Annotated in this window: 16 protein-coding genes; 1 reads left to right on the forward strand and 15 read right to left on the reverse strand. The window is 49.4% G+C overall.

From position 1 onward, the window contains the following. Nucleotides 1–261 (forward strand): hypothetical protein (locus tag Q8M98_09650; protein ID MDP3115022.1); only part of this gene is annotated, 261 nt, incomplete at its 5' end. 348 nt (nt 262–609) lie between these two features. Here Q8M98_09650 and thyX read toward each other — a convergent pair. The 15 genes from thyX to radA all read right to left on the reverse strand — a co-directional run bounded on the left by thyX (nt 610) and on the right by radA (nt 16,693). Next, entirely contained in the window at nt 610–2,028 is a 1,419-nt protein-coding gene (gene thyX, locus Q8M98_09655; GenBank protein ID MDP3115023.1) for an FAD-dependent thymidylate synthase, read from the reverse strand. Between the two features lie 8 nt (nt 2,029–2,036). Further along, nucleotides 2,037–2,810, reverse strand: a complete 774-nt coding sequence (gene deoC, locus Q8M98_09660) for a deoxyribose-phosphate aldolase (GenBank protein MDP3115024.1) — start codon at nt 2,808–2,810, stop codon at nt 2,037–2,039. Next, nucleotides 2,803–3,849 (reverse strand): 23S rRNA (adenine(2503)-C(2))-methyltransferase RlmN, encoded by a 1,047-nt coding sequence (gene rlmN, locus Q8M98_09665; protein ID MDP3115025.1) that lies wholly within the window; start codon nt 3,847–3,849, stop codon nt 2,803–2,805. The genes deoC and rlmN overlap by 8 nt, the downstream gene beginning before the upstream one ends. Continuing rightward, nucleotides 3,843–4,682, reverse strand: coding sequence for a regulatory iron-sulfur-containing complex subunit RicT (gene ricT, locus Q8M98_09670; protein ID MDP3115026.1), 840 nt, complete (start codon nt 4,680–4,682; stop codon nt 3,843–3,845). The genes rlmN and ricT overlap by 7 nt, the downstream gene beginning before the upstream one ends. A 9-nt stretch (nt 4,683–4,691) precedes the next feature. Further along, entirely contained in the window at nt 4,692–5,891 is a 1,200-nt protein-coding gene (locus Q8M98_09675) for a putative sugar nucleotidyl transferase (protein MDP3115027.1), read from the reverse strand. Next, on the reverse strand, nt 5,888–7,039 hold the full coding sequence (locus tag Q8M98_09680; protein ID MDP3115028.1) for a glycosyltransferase: 1,152 nt from the start codon (nt 7,037–7,039) through the stop codon (nt 5,888–5,890). The genes Q8M98_09675 and Q8M98_09680 overlap by 4 nt, the downstream gene beginning before the upstream one ends. A gap of 18 nt (nt 7,040–7,057) precedes the next feature. Beyond that, complete coding sequence (locus tag Q8M98_09685) at nt 7,058–9,124, reverse strand: PBP1A family penicillin-binding protein (GenBank protein MDP3115029.1); 2,067 nt, start codon at nt 9,122–9,124, stop codon at nt 7,058–7,060. Continuing rightward, nucleotides 9,114–9,638 carry a Gx transporter family protein gene (locus Q8M98_09690; protein MDP3115030.1) on the reverse strand — a complete coding sequence of 175 codons (525 nt, stop codon included), beginning with the start codon at nt 9,636–9,638 and terminating at the stop codon, nt 9,114–9,116. Before Q8M98_09690 ends, Q8M98_09685 begins: the two co-directional genes overlap by 11 nt. A 5-nt stretch (nt 9,639–9,643) precedes the next feature. Continuing rightward, the gene (locus Q8M98_09695) at nt 9,644–10,348 is read right to left on the reverse strand and encodes an ATP-binding cassette domain-containing protein (protein MDP3115031.1); all 705 of its coding nucleotides are present in this window, start codon (nt 10,346–10,348) and stop codon (nt 9,644–9,646) included. Next, nucleotides 10,335–10,700: a VanZ family protein gene (locus tag Q8M98_09700; GenBank protein MDP3115032.1), complete on the reverse strand. Its 366-nt coding sequence runs from the start codon at nt 10,698–10,700 to the stop codon at nt 10,335–10,337. The genes Q8M98_09695 and Q8M98_09700 overlap by 14 nt, the downstream gene beginning before the upstream one ends. Then, a complete protein-coding gene (locus Q8M98_09705) occupies nt 10,700–11,473 on the reverse strand; it encodes a DUF3108 domain-containing protein (GenBank protein MDP3115033.1) in 774 nt (257 codons plus the stop codon). The genes Q8M98_09700 and Q8M98_09705 overlap by 1 nt, the downstream gene beginning before the upstream one ends. After that, a complete protein-coding gene (locus Q8M98_09710) occupies nt 11,415–12,686 on the reverse strand; it encodes a hemolysin family protein (GenBank protein ID MDP3115034.1) in 1,272 nt (423 codons plus the stop codon). The genes Q8M98_09705 and Q8M98_09710 overlap by 59 nt, the downstream gene beginning before the upstream one ends. Next, nucleotides 12,667–13,128 (reverse strand): rRNA maturation RNase YbeY, encoded by a 462-nt coding sequence (ybeY, locus tag Q8M98_09715; GenBank protein ID MDP3115035.1) that lies wholly within the window; start codon nt 13,126–13,128, stop codon nt 12,667–12,669. Before ybeY ends, Q8M98_09710 begins: the two co-directional genes overlap by 20 nt. After that, nucleotides 13,125–15,218, reverse strand: coding sequence for an HDIG domain-containing protein (locus Q8M98_09720; GenBank protein MDP3115036.1), 2,094 nt, complete (start codon nt 15,216–15,218; stop codon nt 13,125–13,127). Before Q8M98_09720 ends, ybeY begins: the two co-directional genes overlap by 4 nt. A 137-nt stretch (nt 15,219–15,355) precedes the next feature. Then, nucleotides 15,356–16,693 carry a DNA repair protein RadA gene (gene radA, locus Q8M98_09725; protein ID MDP3115037.1) on the reverse strand — a complete coding sequence of 446 codons (1,338 nt, stop codon included), beginning with the start codon at nt 16,691–16,693 and terminating at the stop codon, nt 15,356–15,358. Nucleotides 16,694–16,738 lie beyond the last annotated feature (45 nt).

A 16,738-nucleotide genomic window follows, 5' to 3' on the forward strand; every position in this document is an offset into this window, starting at 1 on the left:
TTGCGGGGGTTATTCCGACATCAACTCTGGCTGAAACTGGTGGCGCTGGGCATCAATCTGAAAAGAATCTACGAATACTGCCTCAAAACGGTCAAAAAACAGGGTAAATCTGCTTTTATATCTTTGTCTCATATTTTCGCGCTGCTTATTGCCACTTTGGTTGCGATTATTGTAGTTATTCAGGCTCATTTTGAAATGCTGTTGCCCAAACTGGCAACTACTAACCCAAACTCGCAGGCAGAGCAAATTCATAAAAATTGAGTTTTTTCCTGGGAGTCGTATTAAAGTAGGTCAGCCGCACTGGCGAAAGAAGACAAACTGAATTCCGTCTGAAAACAGAACTAAATACTAATGAAAACAGGCGGGATTCCTGATGCCCCATTGGTTTTATAAACCAACATAATGAGTAGAGTTTAAATCAAGCCATGTTAGTTAAAAAGCGATTGATTGTCGCAAAGAAATTAAGGCATTACCTGCATTTGTTGGCTCTTATACATATGTTAATTTGATATGCCATGAAATCTTAGCCACAGTCGCCCTCGACTGTCGGTGCGACCTCTTGCTCGAGGCGATTGAAGTTGCGTTTATGACATTGCAATGTGGAAAGGGTTAGCTTACTGTGTTGAAATCACTTTTGCCCATCAGAAAACGGGTCGCGTAGGGAGCGTGGGTTTTGACCAGATGGATGATCTCGTCGGAGATTTGGCGGATCTCCCATTGGGCGTGTTCATCCGAGCGCAGGCGGCAAAAATGATAGATCTCGCGTAGGTTCATGCGGGCATGGACAAGAGCGCTTTCGGCGTTCAGAACCGTGTAGGGGGCGAGGTGGGAAAGGTTCGTGGGCAGTGTTTTGCGGAAGTCTGATACCGCTTTGAACAAACTTTGCCAGATTTTCTCTCTGCCGATGGACAATATCCCTTCCGGGAAGATGAGACGCGATGAAAGATGCGCTGCGGAGCCTTGACCCTGGCTGCGGTATTTGAGCATGGTGGCGCTACGATGACGCTTAAATTGTCCCCAACAGCATTCGGACATCGGGATCTGAAATGCAAACTCCGCGTTTTCAAAGGCGCGGGGCATTTTGTGCCAGGCTTTGATACCTTGAAAGACATGCTCCCAAAGCCGGGATTTTTCTTCAACGGCGATATTTTCCAAGTGATTCAGAGCAGCCGGAAAATCGCAATATCCCTGTTCGAAGAAAAGTCCTGCAAGGATCATGTCATCGGCGTTTTGGGGTGCCGAGACGAGAGCTATGCGGTCGGGCATTTGGAAGATATTGTTCGGAAAATGGGGGAGAGCGGTCTCAGGGAGGCGGGAATTGAAATCATCCGCTTGGGTGTATCTGAGCAAAGACGGAGCGATGGAGCTTACAGAAGCGAAGATCAGTCCGTGCAGTTGGCGGGCTTCCATTTCCTCTCTGGCGCCGAGTCTGCGCAAAAGCGTTTCGATGCTGCGGGCGTTGATGGTGGCGCCCATCTGGGTTTTGGTGGAAAGCGGCAAGATATATCGCGCGTCCTCTTTTGCCTTGCCTTCGAGTTCGCGGGGTTTCAGATCAGGAAAATCCTTGTCATAAAGCTCCAACAGCTTGTCCATCGATAGTTTATATTCATTGAACAGCTCATCACAGAGCCGGATATAACGATCCCTGATCGCTGGAAATTCGTTTAACTCTTCCGGGATAACGTAGTCATGGTCAAAAGTGACGTAGCGTTGGGATTTTTCGGTGAAGGAAGCATAGCGGGAGCGTTGAACGACTTCCGTCAAATGTCTTGAAATGCCGATCAGATCGAGATTGAAGACCGCATGCTCCGCGACAGAGGCGTGACCCATTTCAAAGATGATGTTTTGATTTGATTTTCTCGCTTTACCGATCTCGCCCAAAGCCTCTTTGCGCAGTTCGGAAACGGTCTTTGAGCTTCTGCTGATACGGGCGTAGGCAGCGGATATCACTTCCGGGCTGCGGTTTGCCGCGGCGATTTTTTCCAAGAGGGAGCTATCGATATTATAGCCGGCGACGAGAACTTTCATTTAGCCTTTCAAACCAGAGCGGAAACGCTGCTGGCACCAATGCGGTTTGCTCCGGCGGCGATCATTGCCAGAGCCGTTTCGCGGGTGCGGATACCTCCCGAAGCTTTCACTCCGATCTTGGGACCGACGACCTTTCTCATCAGAGCGACATTTTCGACGGTCGCTCCGGCGGTGCCGAATCCGGTGGATGTTTTCACAAATTCCGCTCCGGCTTTTTTGGCATAGAGACAGGAAACGATGAGCTCCTCCTCACTGAGAAAACAGGTTTCCAGAATCACTTTGAGCAGAACATTTTGTTTGCGGCAGGCAGTGGAGACCGCTTTGACAGTTTCGTAGGATTGCAAGGGTTTGCCGCTCATGACGGCGCTGAGGTTTTGCACCATGTCCAATTCCTCGATCCCGCAGGCAATGGCAGCTTTTGCTTCGCCAAGAACGGCTTCCCTGCATCCCGCTCCGAGAGGGAAATTGATCACGGTGCAGGATTTGACCGCGTTTGAAAGACGAAGCTGGATCAGGTGGCTGAAATAGGAATTGACGCAGACGGAGGCGCATTTGTGATCATTGGCGATGTCGCAAAGGGCAAAGACCTCTTCCTTAGTGGCGTCGGCTTTGAGGATTGTGGCGTCAATGATGCTTTCGATGCCACTTTCGGGATCAAAAAGCTGATCTGGCTCTTCTGCACGGCAGACAGCGCATCCGAGACAGATATTGTGTGCTCCGCCGCATTTGCAGGCTTCGTTTTTAACAAAGAGTTTACAGGCGATGGTTTCGATCTTATTCATGTATTTCTCCGGTTAAAGATGTTTTGGCAAGCGCTAATTGTCCGCAGGCGCCCATGATGTCCGCGCCTTTGCTTTTGCGCAGAGTGACAGCTTGAGGGATGCTCATCGCGGCGGTCATGAAAGTCTCGATCTGAGCCTTTCCGGGAGCTTCGAAGGGGAGGTTTGGCACAGGATTATAGGGGATGAAATTGATCTTGCAGGAAAGATCACCAGCGAAGCGGCGCAGGGCTTTGATATCGGTGCTGCTCATGTTCACTCCGGGGATCAGGATATATTCGATCGTGATGCGAAAAGGGCTTTTTTGTTGATAATAGAGCAGCGCGTTTTTAAGTTGGGCGAGGGGATATTTGAGGTTGATCGGCATGATCTGATCGCGCACTGCGTCGATGGCGGAATTGAGCGAAACGGCAAGTTTCGTCCTGATCCCGCTATCGGCGAGTTTGATGATGCCGGGCACGATGCCGCAGGTGGAAATTGTGGTGCGTCGCGGACTGAAGGCAAGGCTCTGAATGTGCTGAATGAGTTTGATCGCATCCAGCACATTCTGCAGATTGTCAAGCGGCTCGCCCATGCCCATCAACACGAGATTGGTGATGCGACCGGGCAGTGCTTTTTCTGCCGCGATGAGGATCTGCTGTACCATCTCGTGAGTTTCCAGATTACGCTTTAGCCCCATCCCGCCGGTAGCACAGAACATGCATGCTCTGGCACAGCCGACCTGAGAGGAGAAACAAAGCGTCTGTTTTTTCGCTTCCGGCATCAGCACCATTTCGATCAAAGCGTTGTCGCGCATTTTGAGACGGAATTTACGGCTGCCGTCATGCGAGGTTTGCACATGATCGATCTCCGGCATAGCCATGTCCAAGGATTGTTTCACGAAAGCCTTGAAATCGGCGGGCAGATCCGTCATTTTGTCGATGTCGTGAACCTGCCTTTGATAGATCCATTTGAGTAGTTGGCGAGACCGGTAGGCGGGAAAGCCGGCGTTTAAAATAGCGCACAGTTTTTCCGGTAGAATGCCATAGATGCTGTCTAACATGGCTCTATGCTTGGCTCGCTGATCGTTTCGAGTTTGCGGAAGCTCTCCAGATCGATCTCCATCAGCACCTGGTCTTCATCTGTGAGGTGCACTTTCTTGTTCAGAACGTCGATCTTATAGACAAACATCTTCTTTCCATTGCAGCTCACGCAGGTGCCCGGGATCGGGAAATCGAGAGCTTCCTCCACATAAAAATCTTCCTCGAAATTGAGGCAGCAAAGCAACCTGCCACAGGGACCGGAGATTTTGGAGAGATTACCGGCAAGGTTTTGATCCTTTGCCATCTTGATGGTTACCTGGTTAAAACGTTTGAGGAAGCTGCCGCAACAATATTGGATGCCGCACATCCCAAAGCCGCCGAGGCGCTTGGCTTCGTCGCGTCCGGTGGTTTGATGCAGTTCGATGCGGGTCTTGAAGACGTTTGCCAGCTCGCGCACAAAGACGCGGAAATCGATGCGTCCGTCGGCGGTGAAAAAGAAGGTGAGTTTGTTGCTGTCAAATTGGTAGATGGTTTCGATCAGCTTCATATCAAAGGAATAGCGGTGCAAAATATCCATGAAGGTTTTGGCGGCTTTCTCCTCTTCAAAATGGATGTTGTGCAGCTTTTCGATGTCGTCCTCAGTGGCGATTCGCTTGATCGTCTGCACTTTGGCATTCTGCACCTGAGCATGAATCTCCTCGCTGTTGATGGCAAGATGTATCACTTGGGCAATGTCGTCCCCGCGCTCCACTTCCACGATGATGAGATCTTCCGGGTTGATGGACAGATTTGGATTATTTTGGTAGTATCCCAGGCGTCCGGTGCGGAATTCTACTTCTATATAGTCTTGCATTATAGCTCCTTAGGTGTTTTCAGAGATGTGTTTCAGCAGCTTGATTTCAGGAGAGCTGAGCTCAAGTCCTCGGCGCTGTTTCACCAGTTTTGCCGTATCGCAAATAGCATCAAAACGATATGATACCAGGTTTCCGGCTTCTCCCCAGGAAAAATCCGGGATGAAACCGCTAATCAGATTTGCTCCATAGAGATTTGCTCCGATGCCGATGACGCAGCCGGTGTTGATGCTGCAATTGATGCCCAGCTTGACGTGGTCGGCAATGATCGAGCCCAGAAACATGCTGCCGCTGTCGATCATGCAATTTTCGCGATAGGAATGAAACGCCACGTTTTTGTAGGTGTTTTTCAGGTCGCTGTTATTGGTGTCGGCGCCGATATTGACCCATTCGCCCACAAAGGCGTGCCCCAGAAAGCCGTCGTGCTGCTTGTTGCTAAAAGCTTGGAAGATAGAGCATTCCACCTCACCGCCAACCTTGCAGACCGCTCCAATCGAGGTGCCGCCATAAATCTTGGCGCCGATTTTGATCAGGCTCTTTTTGCCGATGTAGCAAGGACCCATGATCACAGCATTGGACATCACGCATGCGTCTTCATCGATCACGATCGGTCCGTCCGAAGCATCCAAAACCACTCCCGGTTTAAGGCTGACGTTTTCCCCGATCCAGACATTGTAGGGATTGAGCACGGTCACGCCAGGCTCTGTTTCAAAGGAATTGTCCTTATCATAAAAGAATAGCTCAAAATCCTCTTTGATCAACCGGGGGTTGTCAAGAATGATTTGAGCAAGGTTTTGATAGAGGTCAAGATCGCATTCGCTGCAGCGAACACCACGTTCTTGAAGCTCTTCGATCGTGGGAAGTTGAGCGAAGATACCCGAAGTCCGAAAGGCGACGATGCTATCCTCGCGGATCAACGCCTGCTGCGGCTGTAGGGTTTTTATCTCAGCGTATGCTTTTTCGCAGGGGATCAATCTGGAGTTCACCAATAACGAATCGCTTTCAGAGGCTTGATTGACCTGCCAATCTGGATGCCGATGGAGATAGACCTCAAGCAAAGAATGATCTATCCACACTGCCTGGTCTTCGTCCCCGAAAACGTTTTGCAGCCGCTGCCGCAGCTTGAGGATACCGCAACGGATATCGGATACACTCCTCGTGAGAGTGATCGGATGAAAGGCATCGGACAAATGGTCGTCAAAAACTATCATTGCGATACTCCTTTATAGGGTCTTTTCCCGTGCCAGACAAAGAGATTGAACTGCCCGAGCACCATGGTGAAGACCAAAAAGAAGGTCTGAATGATCAGCCACAGTGGGTAGAAGCGCAGCATTCTTGCTGACACGTTGAAGTGGCTTCGCGCATAAGAAATAAATATGTGTTCGATGCACACCCGCAACGCGAAGATGATTAGCGCTAGTTTCCATGAAAAGATCAGCATAACCAGCGCACCCCAATACATGAAAGCCATCGTGAGCAGGATGAAAAAGAATTCCGGATTGAACTTAAGCTGATATTTCATATTTGAAGCCCAGCGTGAGCGTTGGTTGACGAGCTGGTGCCAGGACTTCACCGGCAAGGTATTCACGAAACTGCGTTTGTCAAAATTGAAGATGATCCTGTGACCTTGTCTGCGCATCAGTTGCATCAGGTTGACGTCGTCTCCTGAGATCAGATGGCGGATCTTGTCAAAGCCGCCCACAGCATCGAAAGCGGCTCTAGTATAAGCAAGATTTTGCCCAATGCAAGCCCAGCTTTTACCAAGCGTGTATCCTCCGCCTAACACCATATAGGTGCCGGCGAAATCAAAATGCTCGTATTTGTGCAGGATCGATGCCTCGCCCCAGTTCTTCAACAGCGTGCTGGAATATCCCGCCACCATGGAGACTCCGGGTACGAAAGCTTCCACCATCGTGCTGATCCAGGTGAGAGGAACGATGCAATCGGCATCCGTGGTGAGGATGATCTCGCCATGAGAAGCTTTGATTGCTTGTTCCATCGCTTGCTTTTTTGGGGAAATCACATTGTCTCTGCCAAGGATTCTCATATAGTTGATGGGGATACCCATATTTTGATACCGATTGATCACGGTTTCTGTGTCGTCCTCGGAATCGTCATCCGCGATGATGATCTCATAGAGCTCTTTTTGATAATCCTGATTGATTAAAGTAGTCATCAGCGTAGCGAGGTTTTTTGCTTCGTTGCGGCTGACTACAATCACGGAGACGGTTTTTTTCCGATTGTTGATTTGGGGACGATAATCCCGATAGCCGCGATAGAAACGGATGACGAAGAGGATGTAGGTCACAAAGCCTGAACAGATCAGCGCGGAGACAATGAGAAAAGCGTATTTTATCATCACAATCGGCAGAGATGCCTACTCCTGTTCCATTCTATCCTGATAGCCCCAGCGGGTGGGGGAGAAATTGAATTGCAGAGTATCCTGAACCGCGGGTGGGATGTTGTTTTCGATGAATACTTCCTCGATGCCACCGCTGGAAACGGTGAATCCTGTTCTGGGACTGATAAAGCGCTTGACGATTTTGTCCGGAACATTGAAAAGATAGCGTTTGTCTTCGATACTCGGATATCTGCCGTTGTTATCCAAGCGCAGAGCCTGGCTCATGATCCTGCCCCAGACATGGGAGGCTTGGGCTTTACCGGTGAAAAGTTTGCTGTTGTCAAATCCGGTCCAGATGCCGAGAGTGAAAGCTTTATTGTACCCGATAAACCAGGAGTCATAGTTGTTTGACGAAGTTCCGGTCTTTCCGGCGGACTGATACTGATAGCCGCTGCGAGAAGCGGCACCGGTGCCTGATTTGACGACGCTTTCCATCATGCTGGTCATGATATATGCCACCTCTGGAGAACAGACGCGATATTTCTGTCCGGCACTGCGTTCCAGAATCCGACCCTTGGTGTCTTCCACTTTGATGATGAAGATCGGCGAGACACGCATTCCTTCATTCGGGAAGGTCGTGAATCCGGAGATCAGATCGATTGGAGCTACTTCATAGGATCCCAGGGCGCTGGTATAGTCATCAGCGGTTCGGTTCAAGCCAAAATGCTTGAAGGAGTCGTTGATTGTATCCAGACCGATATCCAAAGCACATTTGACCGCCCACACGTTGTAGGAATGCTGCAAAGCCACCCGCATTCTGGTGTAGCCGTGATACTCGCGGTTGGCGTTTTGCGGACTCCAGCGGTTAGGTCCTGTTCCCAGGGAGATGGGAGTGTCGTTGATGATTGTGGCGGGCGTGTAACCCTTTTCCACCGCGAGAGTATAATAAACCGGTTTGATGGAAGAGCCAGGCTGCCGTTTTGCCTGGGTCATACGGTTAAATTTGCTGTGCTCAAAATTTCTGCCTCCGATGATGGTGCGCACATATCCGGTGTTGTTTTCTATCAGTAAGAGTCCACCTTGGATATACTTGGTGTCAATGTCAAAGGCGCCTTTGGGAACCTGATCATAGCGGTTGCGGTGTCCGCCGCTGTTTTCAACTCCTCTGAGATATTGATTGAACACGGAGTCTGCATAGGAAGTGAGCTCAGGGTCAAGAGTAGTATAGATCCTCAAGCCGCCTTCAAACAGTTTTTCGGTGCCATACTTCCTTTCCAGATAAGTGCGTATATGCTCGATAAAATAGTCCGAGGCAAAGCGCCGCATGGCTCCGGTTTGTGGTTTGACGGGTGTGGCAATGGCTTCTTCATACTCCGCTTCGCTGATTTTTTGGGCTTTGTACATGCGCCCGATCACAAAGTCCCGACGCTGCTTGGCGCGCTCCGGATTTTTGATCGGGTTGTAATAGTTGGGACGCTGGATCATACCAACGAGCATCGCGGATTCCGCGATGCTGAGATCGCGGGCATGCTTGTTGAAATAATACAATGCTGCAGTTTCCACCCCATGCACCTGCCCGCCCCAGAATATCTTGTTGAAATATATTTCGAGAATCTCGTCCTTGCTGAAGTTTGCCTCGATGCGGATGGCAAGCACGATCTCCTTCATCTTGCGGGAGACCACTTTGTCCAAAGTAAGGAACATATTTCTCGCCATCTGCTGCGTGATCGTGCTCGCGCCTTGTGAAAAATCCATCGTCTTGACATCGACAATGAGCGCGCGGAAATTACTGATCAGATCGACCCCATAGTGGCTGTAGAAACGCTTGTCTTCCGTTACCAAAAGAGCGTCCACGAGATGGGGCGGGAGCTCGCGGAGAGAAACGAGCTTGCGCTTTTCAAACGCGAAAAGATAGATCATTTTGCCATTGCGGTCATAGACTTCGCTGCCGGTGCGCAAGGTGAAATTGCGCAGCTCGCTGGTCGGCGGCAGATCATCGCGGTAAAACCAAAAGGCGCCTAGGAATACGCCTAGGAATACGCATCCCGCTATCGCCAGGTATTTAATCACCCGTACCGCCGTTTCTTTTTGTCTATCTGTCATTATTTATCAGCCTTGAATCCTTTAATTTGTCGCTAACGACCAGCATGATATACGCGATCGCCATTCCGCTGAGCATACCTATCAAAATGAGCATTGGTGTCAATAGAAAAACTGCGGTATCGGGAAAAATCAACCATTTGACCAAGATGAGCTGCCCCAAATTGTGCGCCACCGCTCCGGCGATGCTGATCCCAAAAACGCCAAAGCCCAGCCTGGATTTGTGGGTTAGATACATCACCACGACGGCACATATACCTCCGCCCAACGAAAGCAAGGTCGCCGGGCTCAATAAAGTGAGGGTGACCGCACCTCCCAAAATAGTTTTTACGATGTTCACGATGATTGCCGAAAGTGGTTGATTTTGCATGATCAGATAGAGAATGACGATGTTTGAAAGACCGATCCTGATGAATGGAAGCGGAAACATGCGCATAACCAGACTTTCAACGATGTGCAAAGAAGCTGCCGTTGCGGTCAGATATGCCAATAATACCAATGGTTTATGCGTCTTCATGTCGCTCATGAATTCATAAACTGCCTCAGCAGCTCATCATTGTTTTGTATTAGTTCATCGATGCCGCCAAAGAAAAGCTGCCTGCCGGATTCGAGGAAAAGCACTCTGTCTCCGATTACCTTCAGATTCCTGATTTCATGCGTGATCGTGATCGTGGTGGCACGGCTGGATTCGATGATCATCGTGATGTAATACAGCACTTCCTTAGCGGTGATGGGATCGAGCCCGGAAAGCGGTTCGTCAAAAATGATGTAATCCGGGTCATAGACGAGGGCGCGGGCGATCCCCACCCGTTTTCTCATCCCGCCGCTAAGCTCAGCAGGATATTTATCCAGAACATCGGGAAGCCCTACGATCTCGAGTGAGGACTTTACTTTGTTGAAGACGGCGTCAAAGTCCTTTTCCCCTCTTTCATACAAAGGCAGAGCCACGTTTTGAAAGACGGTGAAGGAATCCAGGAGTGCGGCATTTTGAAACACCATGGCAAAATTGTGCTGATGTATAGGTCTCGTGAAGATGTCGATGCCGTCGATGATGACTTTGCCTGATTCCGGTATATTCATGCCCATCAGTGTTTTAATCAGGACGGTTTTGCTGGAACCGCTACGCCCCAGGATGATCAGGTTGCTGCCGGTCTCGAGGAGGAAATTGATGTCCTGCAAGACCTTGGCTTCGCCAAAGCTGAGGCTCAGACCGCTAACTTCGATCATGCTTCCTCAGATAGATAAACATGCCGCTCAAAAGACCGATGCTGTTGGCGATAAAATCATAGACGGATACCGACCGCCCGGGTATGTAGTATTGATGGTATTCATCCAAACCGGCGCTAACAAGCATCGCCAGATAGATCAACAGCGCGTATTTCTTGCTCAAGCTGTAGTTTGAGAATACTCTGTTGACCATCAGCGCCAAAATGAAATAGACGCTGATGTGCATCAGTTTGTCGATGCTGATGATCTTGACCGATGGGATATCTTCAGCAGGTATCGAGGAGACTGTCCAGATACCGGCATACCACAAAATTGCGAGGATCAGGGATAGTCTTTTGCCGGGTTTGATCATCAGGGTCTGATCTCCTTGATCTCCCAGCTCGCGGATAGAGCGTTTTTACGCACCACTGATCTCATGGCGATGCCATCGTCAGAAATCCACAGACTCACGCGGCTGGCTTTGTTGAGCACGTTGTGGGTCACCATGTCCACATATTGCATTTTCTCGTCGCACAAGGGTTCAAACTGAACTTTGTAGAGCCGGCAGGAATAGTTGCCCAGGGCGGTCTTGATCGTTTCCCTACCGTGATAGCTCAAACTTGCCTTCCAGAGAGTCCCATTGCCGTCGATGACATAATCTCCCGCTCTCGCTTTGCCAAATCCCACCATAGTCATAAAACTAAAGAAGTCCCTCGTATCGGACGTAATATCATAGGAATAGCTCTTACGGGGGTTGCGGTGATTCATCCCGGCGCGTTTGTTTTTATGATCGTAGGTGACCGTCACGGTATCATCGACCTTTTTTTGATCGATCTCCCGCACGTAGGTCTGCGGCAGATAAGCGCCATTAAAATCAATGCGGTAGCAATTGTTGATTTCTGGGAACAAGGCATTGGTGATCAGGGACTTGGTCTGAACGGCGACAAAATTCTGTTGTGGATCACTGTTGATGCTGATGGTGGCGATGTTTAGCCCGAAAGACCGGATATTGTATTCGATCGTAAGAGCCTGTGCCGCTGTGGCGAAAGCAAGCCATAACGATATCAGGATCAATGCGATAAGTTGTTTAGACCGGAACAATGCGGCTTGCCTGCACCAGCTTGATGCTTCGTTCGTCGCTTTCAAGGATGACAAACTCGATAAACCCTTCATAGACATAGCTTTCTCCCACTATGGGAACGTGGTTGAATTGTGCCAGGAGAAATTGAGCGAGGTTGTCATATTCTTCGGGATTGATGTCGGTGGAAAACTCATGATTGAATTGGCGAATATTATAGACTCCGCTCACCATGTAGGTGTTTTCGTCTTTTTTGACGATCTCGGGGATCTCGTCATGGTCATATTCATCGCGAATCTCGCCAACGAGCTCTTCCAAAATGTCTTCCAGAGAGATGATCCCGGAGGTTCCACCATATTCATCCACCACCACCGCCACCTGAACTTTTCTGGTTTTGAACTGATTCAGCAGCGTCTGGATCTTCATGTTTTCGGTCACAAACCAAGCGGGACGCATAATCTCGGAGATACTGGTCTTTTCGGGATGGAGCAGGATGTCTTTGACATAGACGATACCGATGATGTCGTCTATGGTATCGCGATACACGGGGATGCGGGAATAGCCGCTTTCCACGATCAGATCGCGCAGCTCTTCCATATTTTGATTGACCTCGATAGCGGTGATTTTGACTCGCGGGACATAGATCTCCTTGATCTCGGCTTCGCGAAAGCGAAACAAACCCACCAACATCTGTTTTTCATGATCTTCGAGATTGTGGTGAGAGCTTTCACTTTGGATAAGATTGTGAAACTCTTCGGACGTAAATTGCTGTGCCATGTGTAGATCAACCATTTGTTTGCGCGTGATCAGCAGGCTGAATTTTTCAAAGATAAACACCAATGGAAAAAGCAGATATTGGATCAACTGCATCGGCAGGGAGGATAGGTATGCAAAAACGTTCGCCTTCGCCAGAGCCACGAGCTTGGGCATGATCTCGCCAAAGATCATGATCGTGAGCGTGGTGAGCAGAATCTGCACAAACACTGCGGAGGAGATTGTCCAACCATGCTGTTCGGCAATCCCAATCGCTAAAAGCGTCGCAAAAGAGGAGATCGCCATATTCACGAAAGTGTTTCCCAAAAGCAGAGTGATCAACAACCGGCGCGGACGCTTGAGCAGATAGAGAATCCGGCGCGAGCCGGCTGTTCCGCTGTTTTCGATTTTCTTCAAATAGATCCGCGGCAGAGAAAAGAAAGCCGTCTCCGATCCGGAAAAATAGGCAGATAGCAGAATCAAGGGAATGATTATATACGCTGAGGCGTCATCCACTTGTGTCTTCACCCCGCAATTTGTTTTGGTAGTGCAATTCTTTTTCTTTCATTATTTTCCTGTCTGTTTCCCTAATGTGATCATAACCGCATAAATGGAGCAAACCGTGGATGTAAACCTCCATAAGTTCGGCATTTAAGCTGTTTGTTCCCTTTTGTCTGTCTATCTGATTTATGTCAATGATTAAATCACACAGCCGATATATATGCTCGCGCCCATCAGCCATTAAAGGCATTTGAGCTGAGACAAAGCTGAGGATGTCCGTGGTGCCCTTGACGCCGCGATAGACACTATTGTGCTTTCGCATCAGTTCTTCGGTGCAGATCAAAATACCGATCTCAAAGCGGATGCTTGGCATTTCGCTTGCACAGATCAGTGCCGCCACGGATTCAAACATCGTTTCGTCGATTTCGCGGTCGCTCTCGTTTTTGATGTTGATGCTGAGATCACTCACGTTATCTTTTCTTCCGGATAGTCCAGGCGTTTGCGATAGATGCTTTCCAAGGCAGGGATCATTGAGTGTTTGACGAGATTGAGTTCTTTGATGGAGATCGGCGCTTCATCGAGCTCTCCTTCGCGGATGAGGCGATGGATTGAATCGTCGATGACTTTGATGATGCTTAGTTCAGGTTCGTTCTTCTTGGCGTTGGTAGTGGATTCCACGATGTCCGCGAGCATCACCAATACCGCTTCCTTGCTTTGAGGGCGGGGTCCTTGGTAGGTATAAAGCTCCGGGTCGAAACGCTCCTGGTTCTTTTCCGCTTGATCGAGAAAATAGCGGATCTTGCTGGTACCGTGGTGTTGCATGATGATATCGATCACCGGTTGTGGGATATGGTATTTATTTGCCAGGGTAACACCTTCACGCACATGGTTTTTGATCATTTTGGCGCTTTCCGCGGGGCCCCACTGTTGGTGTTGAAGGCTCGAGTCCTCGTTGTTTTCGCTGAATATCTCGGAGTTTATGATCTTGCCGATATCGTGATAGTAGCTACCCACTCTTGCGAGCAGTGCATTGGCGCCGATCGCTTCGGCAGCTCGTTCCGCAATATTACCCACCAAAAGAGAATGATGATAGGTGCCCACCGCTGAATTGGCAAGCTTTTTCAATAGCGGGTGGTTGAAATCCAATAGCTCCAAAAGGGTCTGTTTCGTCGCCCGGTTCCATTTACGCTCGTAATACTTGATCACCACAATAATCCCCAATGCTGAAATGATCGAGGAGATTGTTCCATAGCCCACGTTTCGCACCGTCATTAGGAGCGGATCGCTTTTGTAGAGCGAGATGGCGATATTACTGACCGCGGTCGCAACAAAGAGATAGAACCAGACGGTGAAATACTCGTGAAACAAGTTTCGCCGGTGCAGCAAAATCATCGTGCTCAGGGTTGCTATGATGAGCACGAGCGGAGCAAAAGGTTCCCAATTGATGAAAGAACTGATCAGAAACATACCGCAAATGCTGTAAAACACTCCAAACTGAAGATTGATCAGGATCGCCGCGGAAATGCCAAACAAGGCGAAGGGGATGAGGATGCTGCTGAAACCAAGGAAGTAGTTATTTGCCGTGGCAAGCATGATCAGAAGGACGAAGCCAAAGTTGATGGGCAGCGAACCCGCGTCGTGAATATCTTCCTTGGCGATTTGTATCACGAAATAGTGGTTTGCCAATAGCAATATGATCATGACGAAAACGAGCATACCCATAGACTGGATCAACTGTTTCCATGGGGATTTGCTGATATCCCGGGCGCGATATGCTTTCATTAGTGATTGGATCTTGGTTATGTCGTTCTCCGAGATGCGTGCGTTTTTGCGGATAATAATTTCATTTTGCAGGACTTCTCCTTCCCGGGGTGTGATCTCACTGAGACGCAATTGAGAGATGTCCTTAAGCTTTTCTTCGTTGACGATCAGGTTTGGTTTGATCAGGCTGCCGGATATCTCATCGGCAAATTGCTTTGAGGTTCTGTCTTTGAAATTGGCGATGAAATTCTGCCTTGCGATATCTATGCGCAAAAACTTGGAGAGCCGCTCAGATCTTACCGTCTCGCCGGAGGAAATCAATACCGTGTCGGATGTGCTATTCTCATGGATTCCGACGCTATAGATGTTCTTGAGGGTTTCGCGGATTTCGGTATAAATCCTGTCGCGTTGCTCCGCGTTTTTCAGGATAGACAGGGATTCTCCGCTGATCTCGAATCCCGCTTTACGAATATTATCCATAAGCGCAACGGGGTCTTCTTCGTGCTTATATGCTGCCCCAAACAAGGCGTCCAGGTTTGCATAGGCATCAAAGAGCACCTGGTCGGCGAGATAATAGGGTTTCGAGATCGATGCCAAAGCAGCTTCACGCTCGATCTGAAGCTGTTCTTCGGATTTTTCGATCTGAAAATAAAAGGGCGCGATCAGATCAAAATCCGCCACTTGCCCGGCGCGTACATGATACTCCGGGAAGTAGAACTTGCCCACGGCAAATATCTGATACAACGCCACAATGCAAAGTGCCGTTATGATGCTGATAAATATATGTTTAGATCTCATGTGCTTCATTTATGCGAAGCGCAGTAATTGTCAAGTGCGATGTTCCATGTAGCGCAGGATGCCGATCCTGCGGAGGAAAAACCCTATCAACCGAAACCATCTCCTGACAAAAAACCCATCACAGTTCCAAGTCCTACCTATTGAAACAGACTGTAAAGCGCTTTCACGTCCTTGAACTTGATCACTTTGGATCGGTGCTTGGTCTTGGCATAGGCGGAGATGTAGATCCTATCGTAGCCGAGCTTGACGGCTTCGTTGACGCGGGCTTCGATCTGTGAAACGGGGCGGATCTCTCCATTGAGACCGACTTCGCCGATGAATACCGAATTTGGTGGCAGGGGGGTGTCTTTAAGGCTGGATATGATTGCTGCAAGAATTGCAAGATCAAGGCTCGGATCGGCACTGCGGATTCCACCTGCGAGGTTCACGAAGACGTCGCTGTTGCGAAGATAGAGCGGCAGATTCTTTTCCAGTATCGCCAGCAGGATTGCCAGTTTTTTCTGTTCCAAACCGACGACGACGCGCTGGGGCGTGCCATAGTTAGAACCAGTGGCAATGGTTTGCACTTCCACGATGAAGGATCTGCTGCCTTCGACGATGCAGCCGATGGAAGTGCCGTTGTGGATCGTTTCGTTGCTCAGAAAGATGTGGTTTGGATTGGGAACTTGGACGAGCCCGAGATTCGTCATCTCGAAGATGCCGATCTCATTAGTGGAGCCGAAACGGTTTTTGACCGCACGCAGGATCTTGTAATGACCGCGCAGCTCCCCTTCAAAATAAAGAACGGTATCGACCATGTGTTCGATGATCTTTGGTCCGGCGACGATGCCTTCTTTGGTAACGTGTCCAACGAGAAAGATGGGCAGATTCATCGTTTTTGCCACACGCATGAGCCGGTTGCAGCTTTCGCGGAGCTGGGTGATGCTGCCTGGGATGGAATCCATGGAGGCGATGCTGATCGATTGGATGGAATCGACGATTAATATATCGGGGGGATTTTCTTCCACAACTTCGATGATCTGTTCGGTGCTGTTGGTGCAAAGTAGCCAGATGTTTTCGCTGGAGACACCCAGACGTGTGCTGCGCAGTCGGATTTGTTCCATGCTTTCTTCACCGGAGGCATAGAGGATTTTTTTCTGTTTTTCGCCCAACCACTGGGAAATCTGCAACATCAGGGTGGATTTGCCGATGCCGGGCTCTCCGCCAATCAGGATGAGCATGCCGGAAACGATGCCACCTCCGATGACAAGGTCAAATTCGTCGATCCCGGTCGCCAGTCTTTGGACTTCGGTATATTTCAAGTCGACTATGCGTTGGGGCGGATTCTTTCGCGATTCAACGCTCGCCGCTTTACCCGCTTTTCCAGTGGTACGGGTGCTCTCTTTGAGAGTGCTCCAGCTCCCGCAGGAAGGGCATTTGCCGCTCCACTTGCTCGTTTCGAATCCGCAATCGCTACAAAAAAATACTATTGGCATCGCCACCTCGCTTTAGATTTTTTTCACATGAATAGCAAAGCGGTT

This window comes from Candidatus Cloacimonadaceae bacterium, from assembly GCA_030693415.1.
In the GTDB taxonomy this organism is placed as follows: Bacteria; Cloacimonadota; Cloacimonadia; order Cloacimonadales; family Cloacimonadaceae; genus JAUYAR01.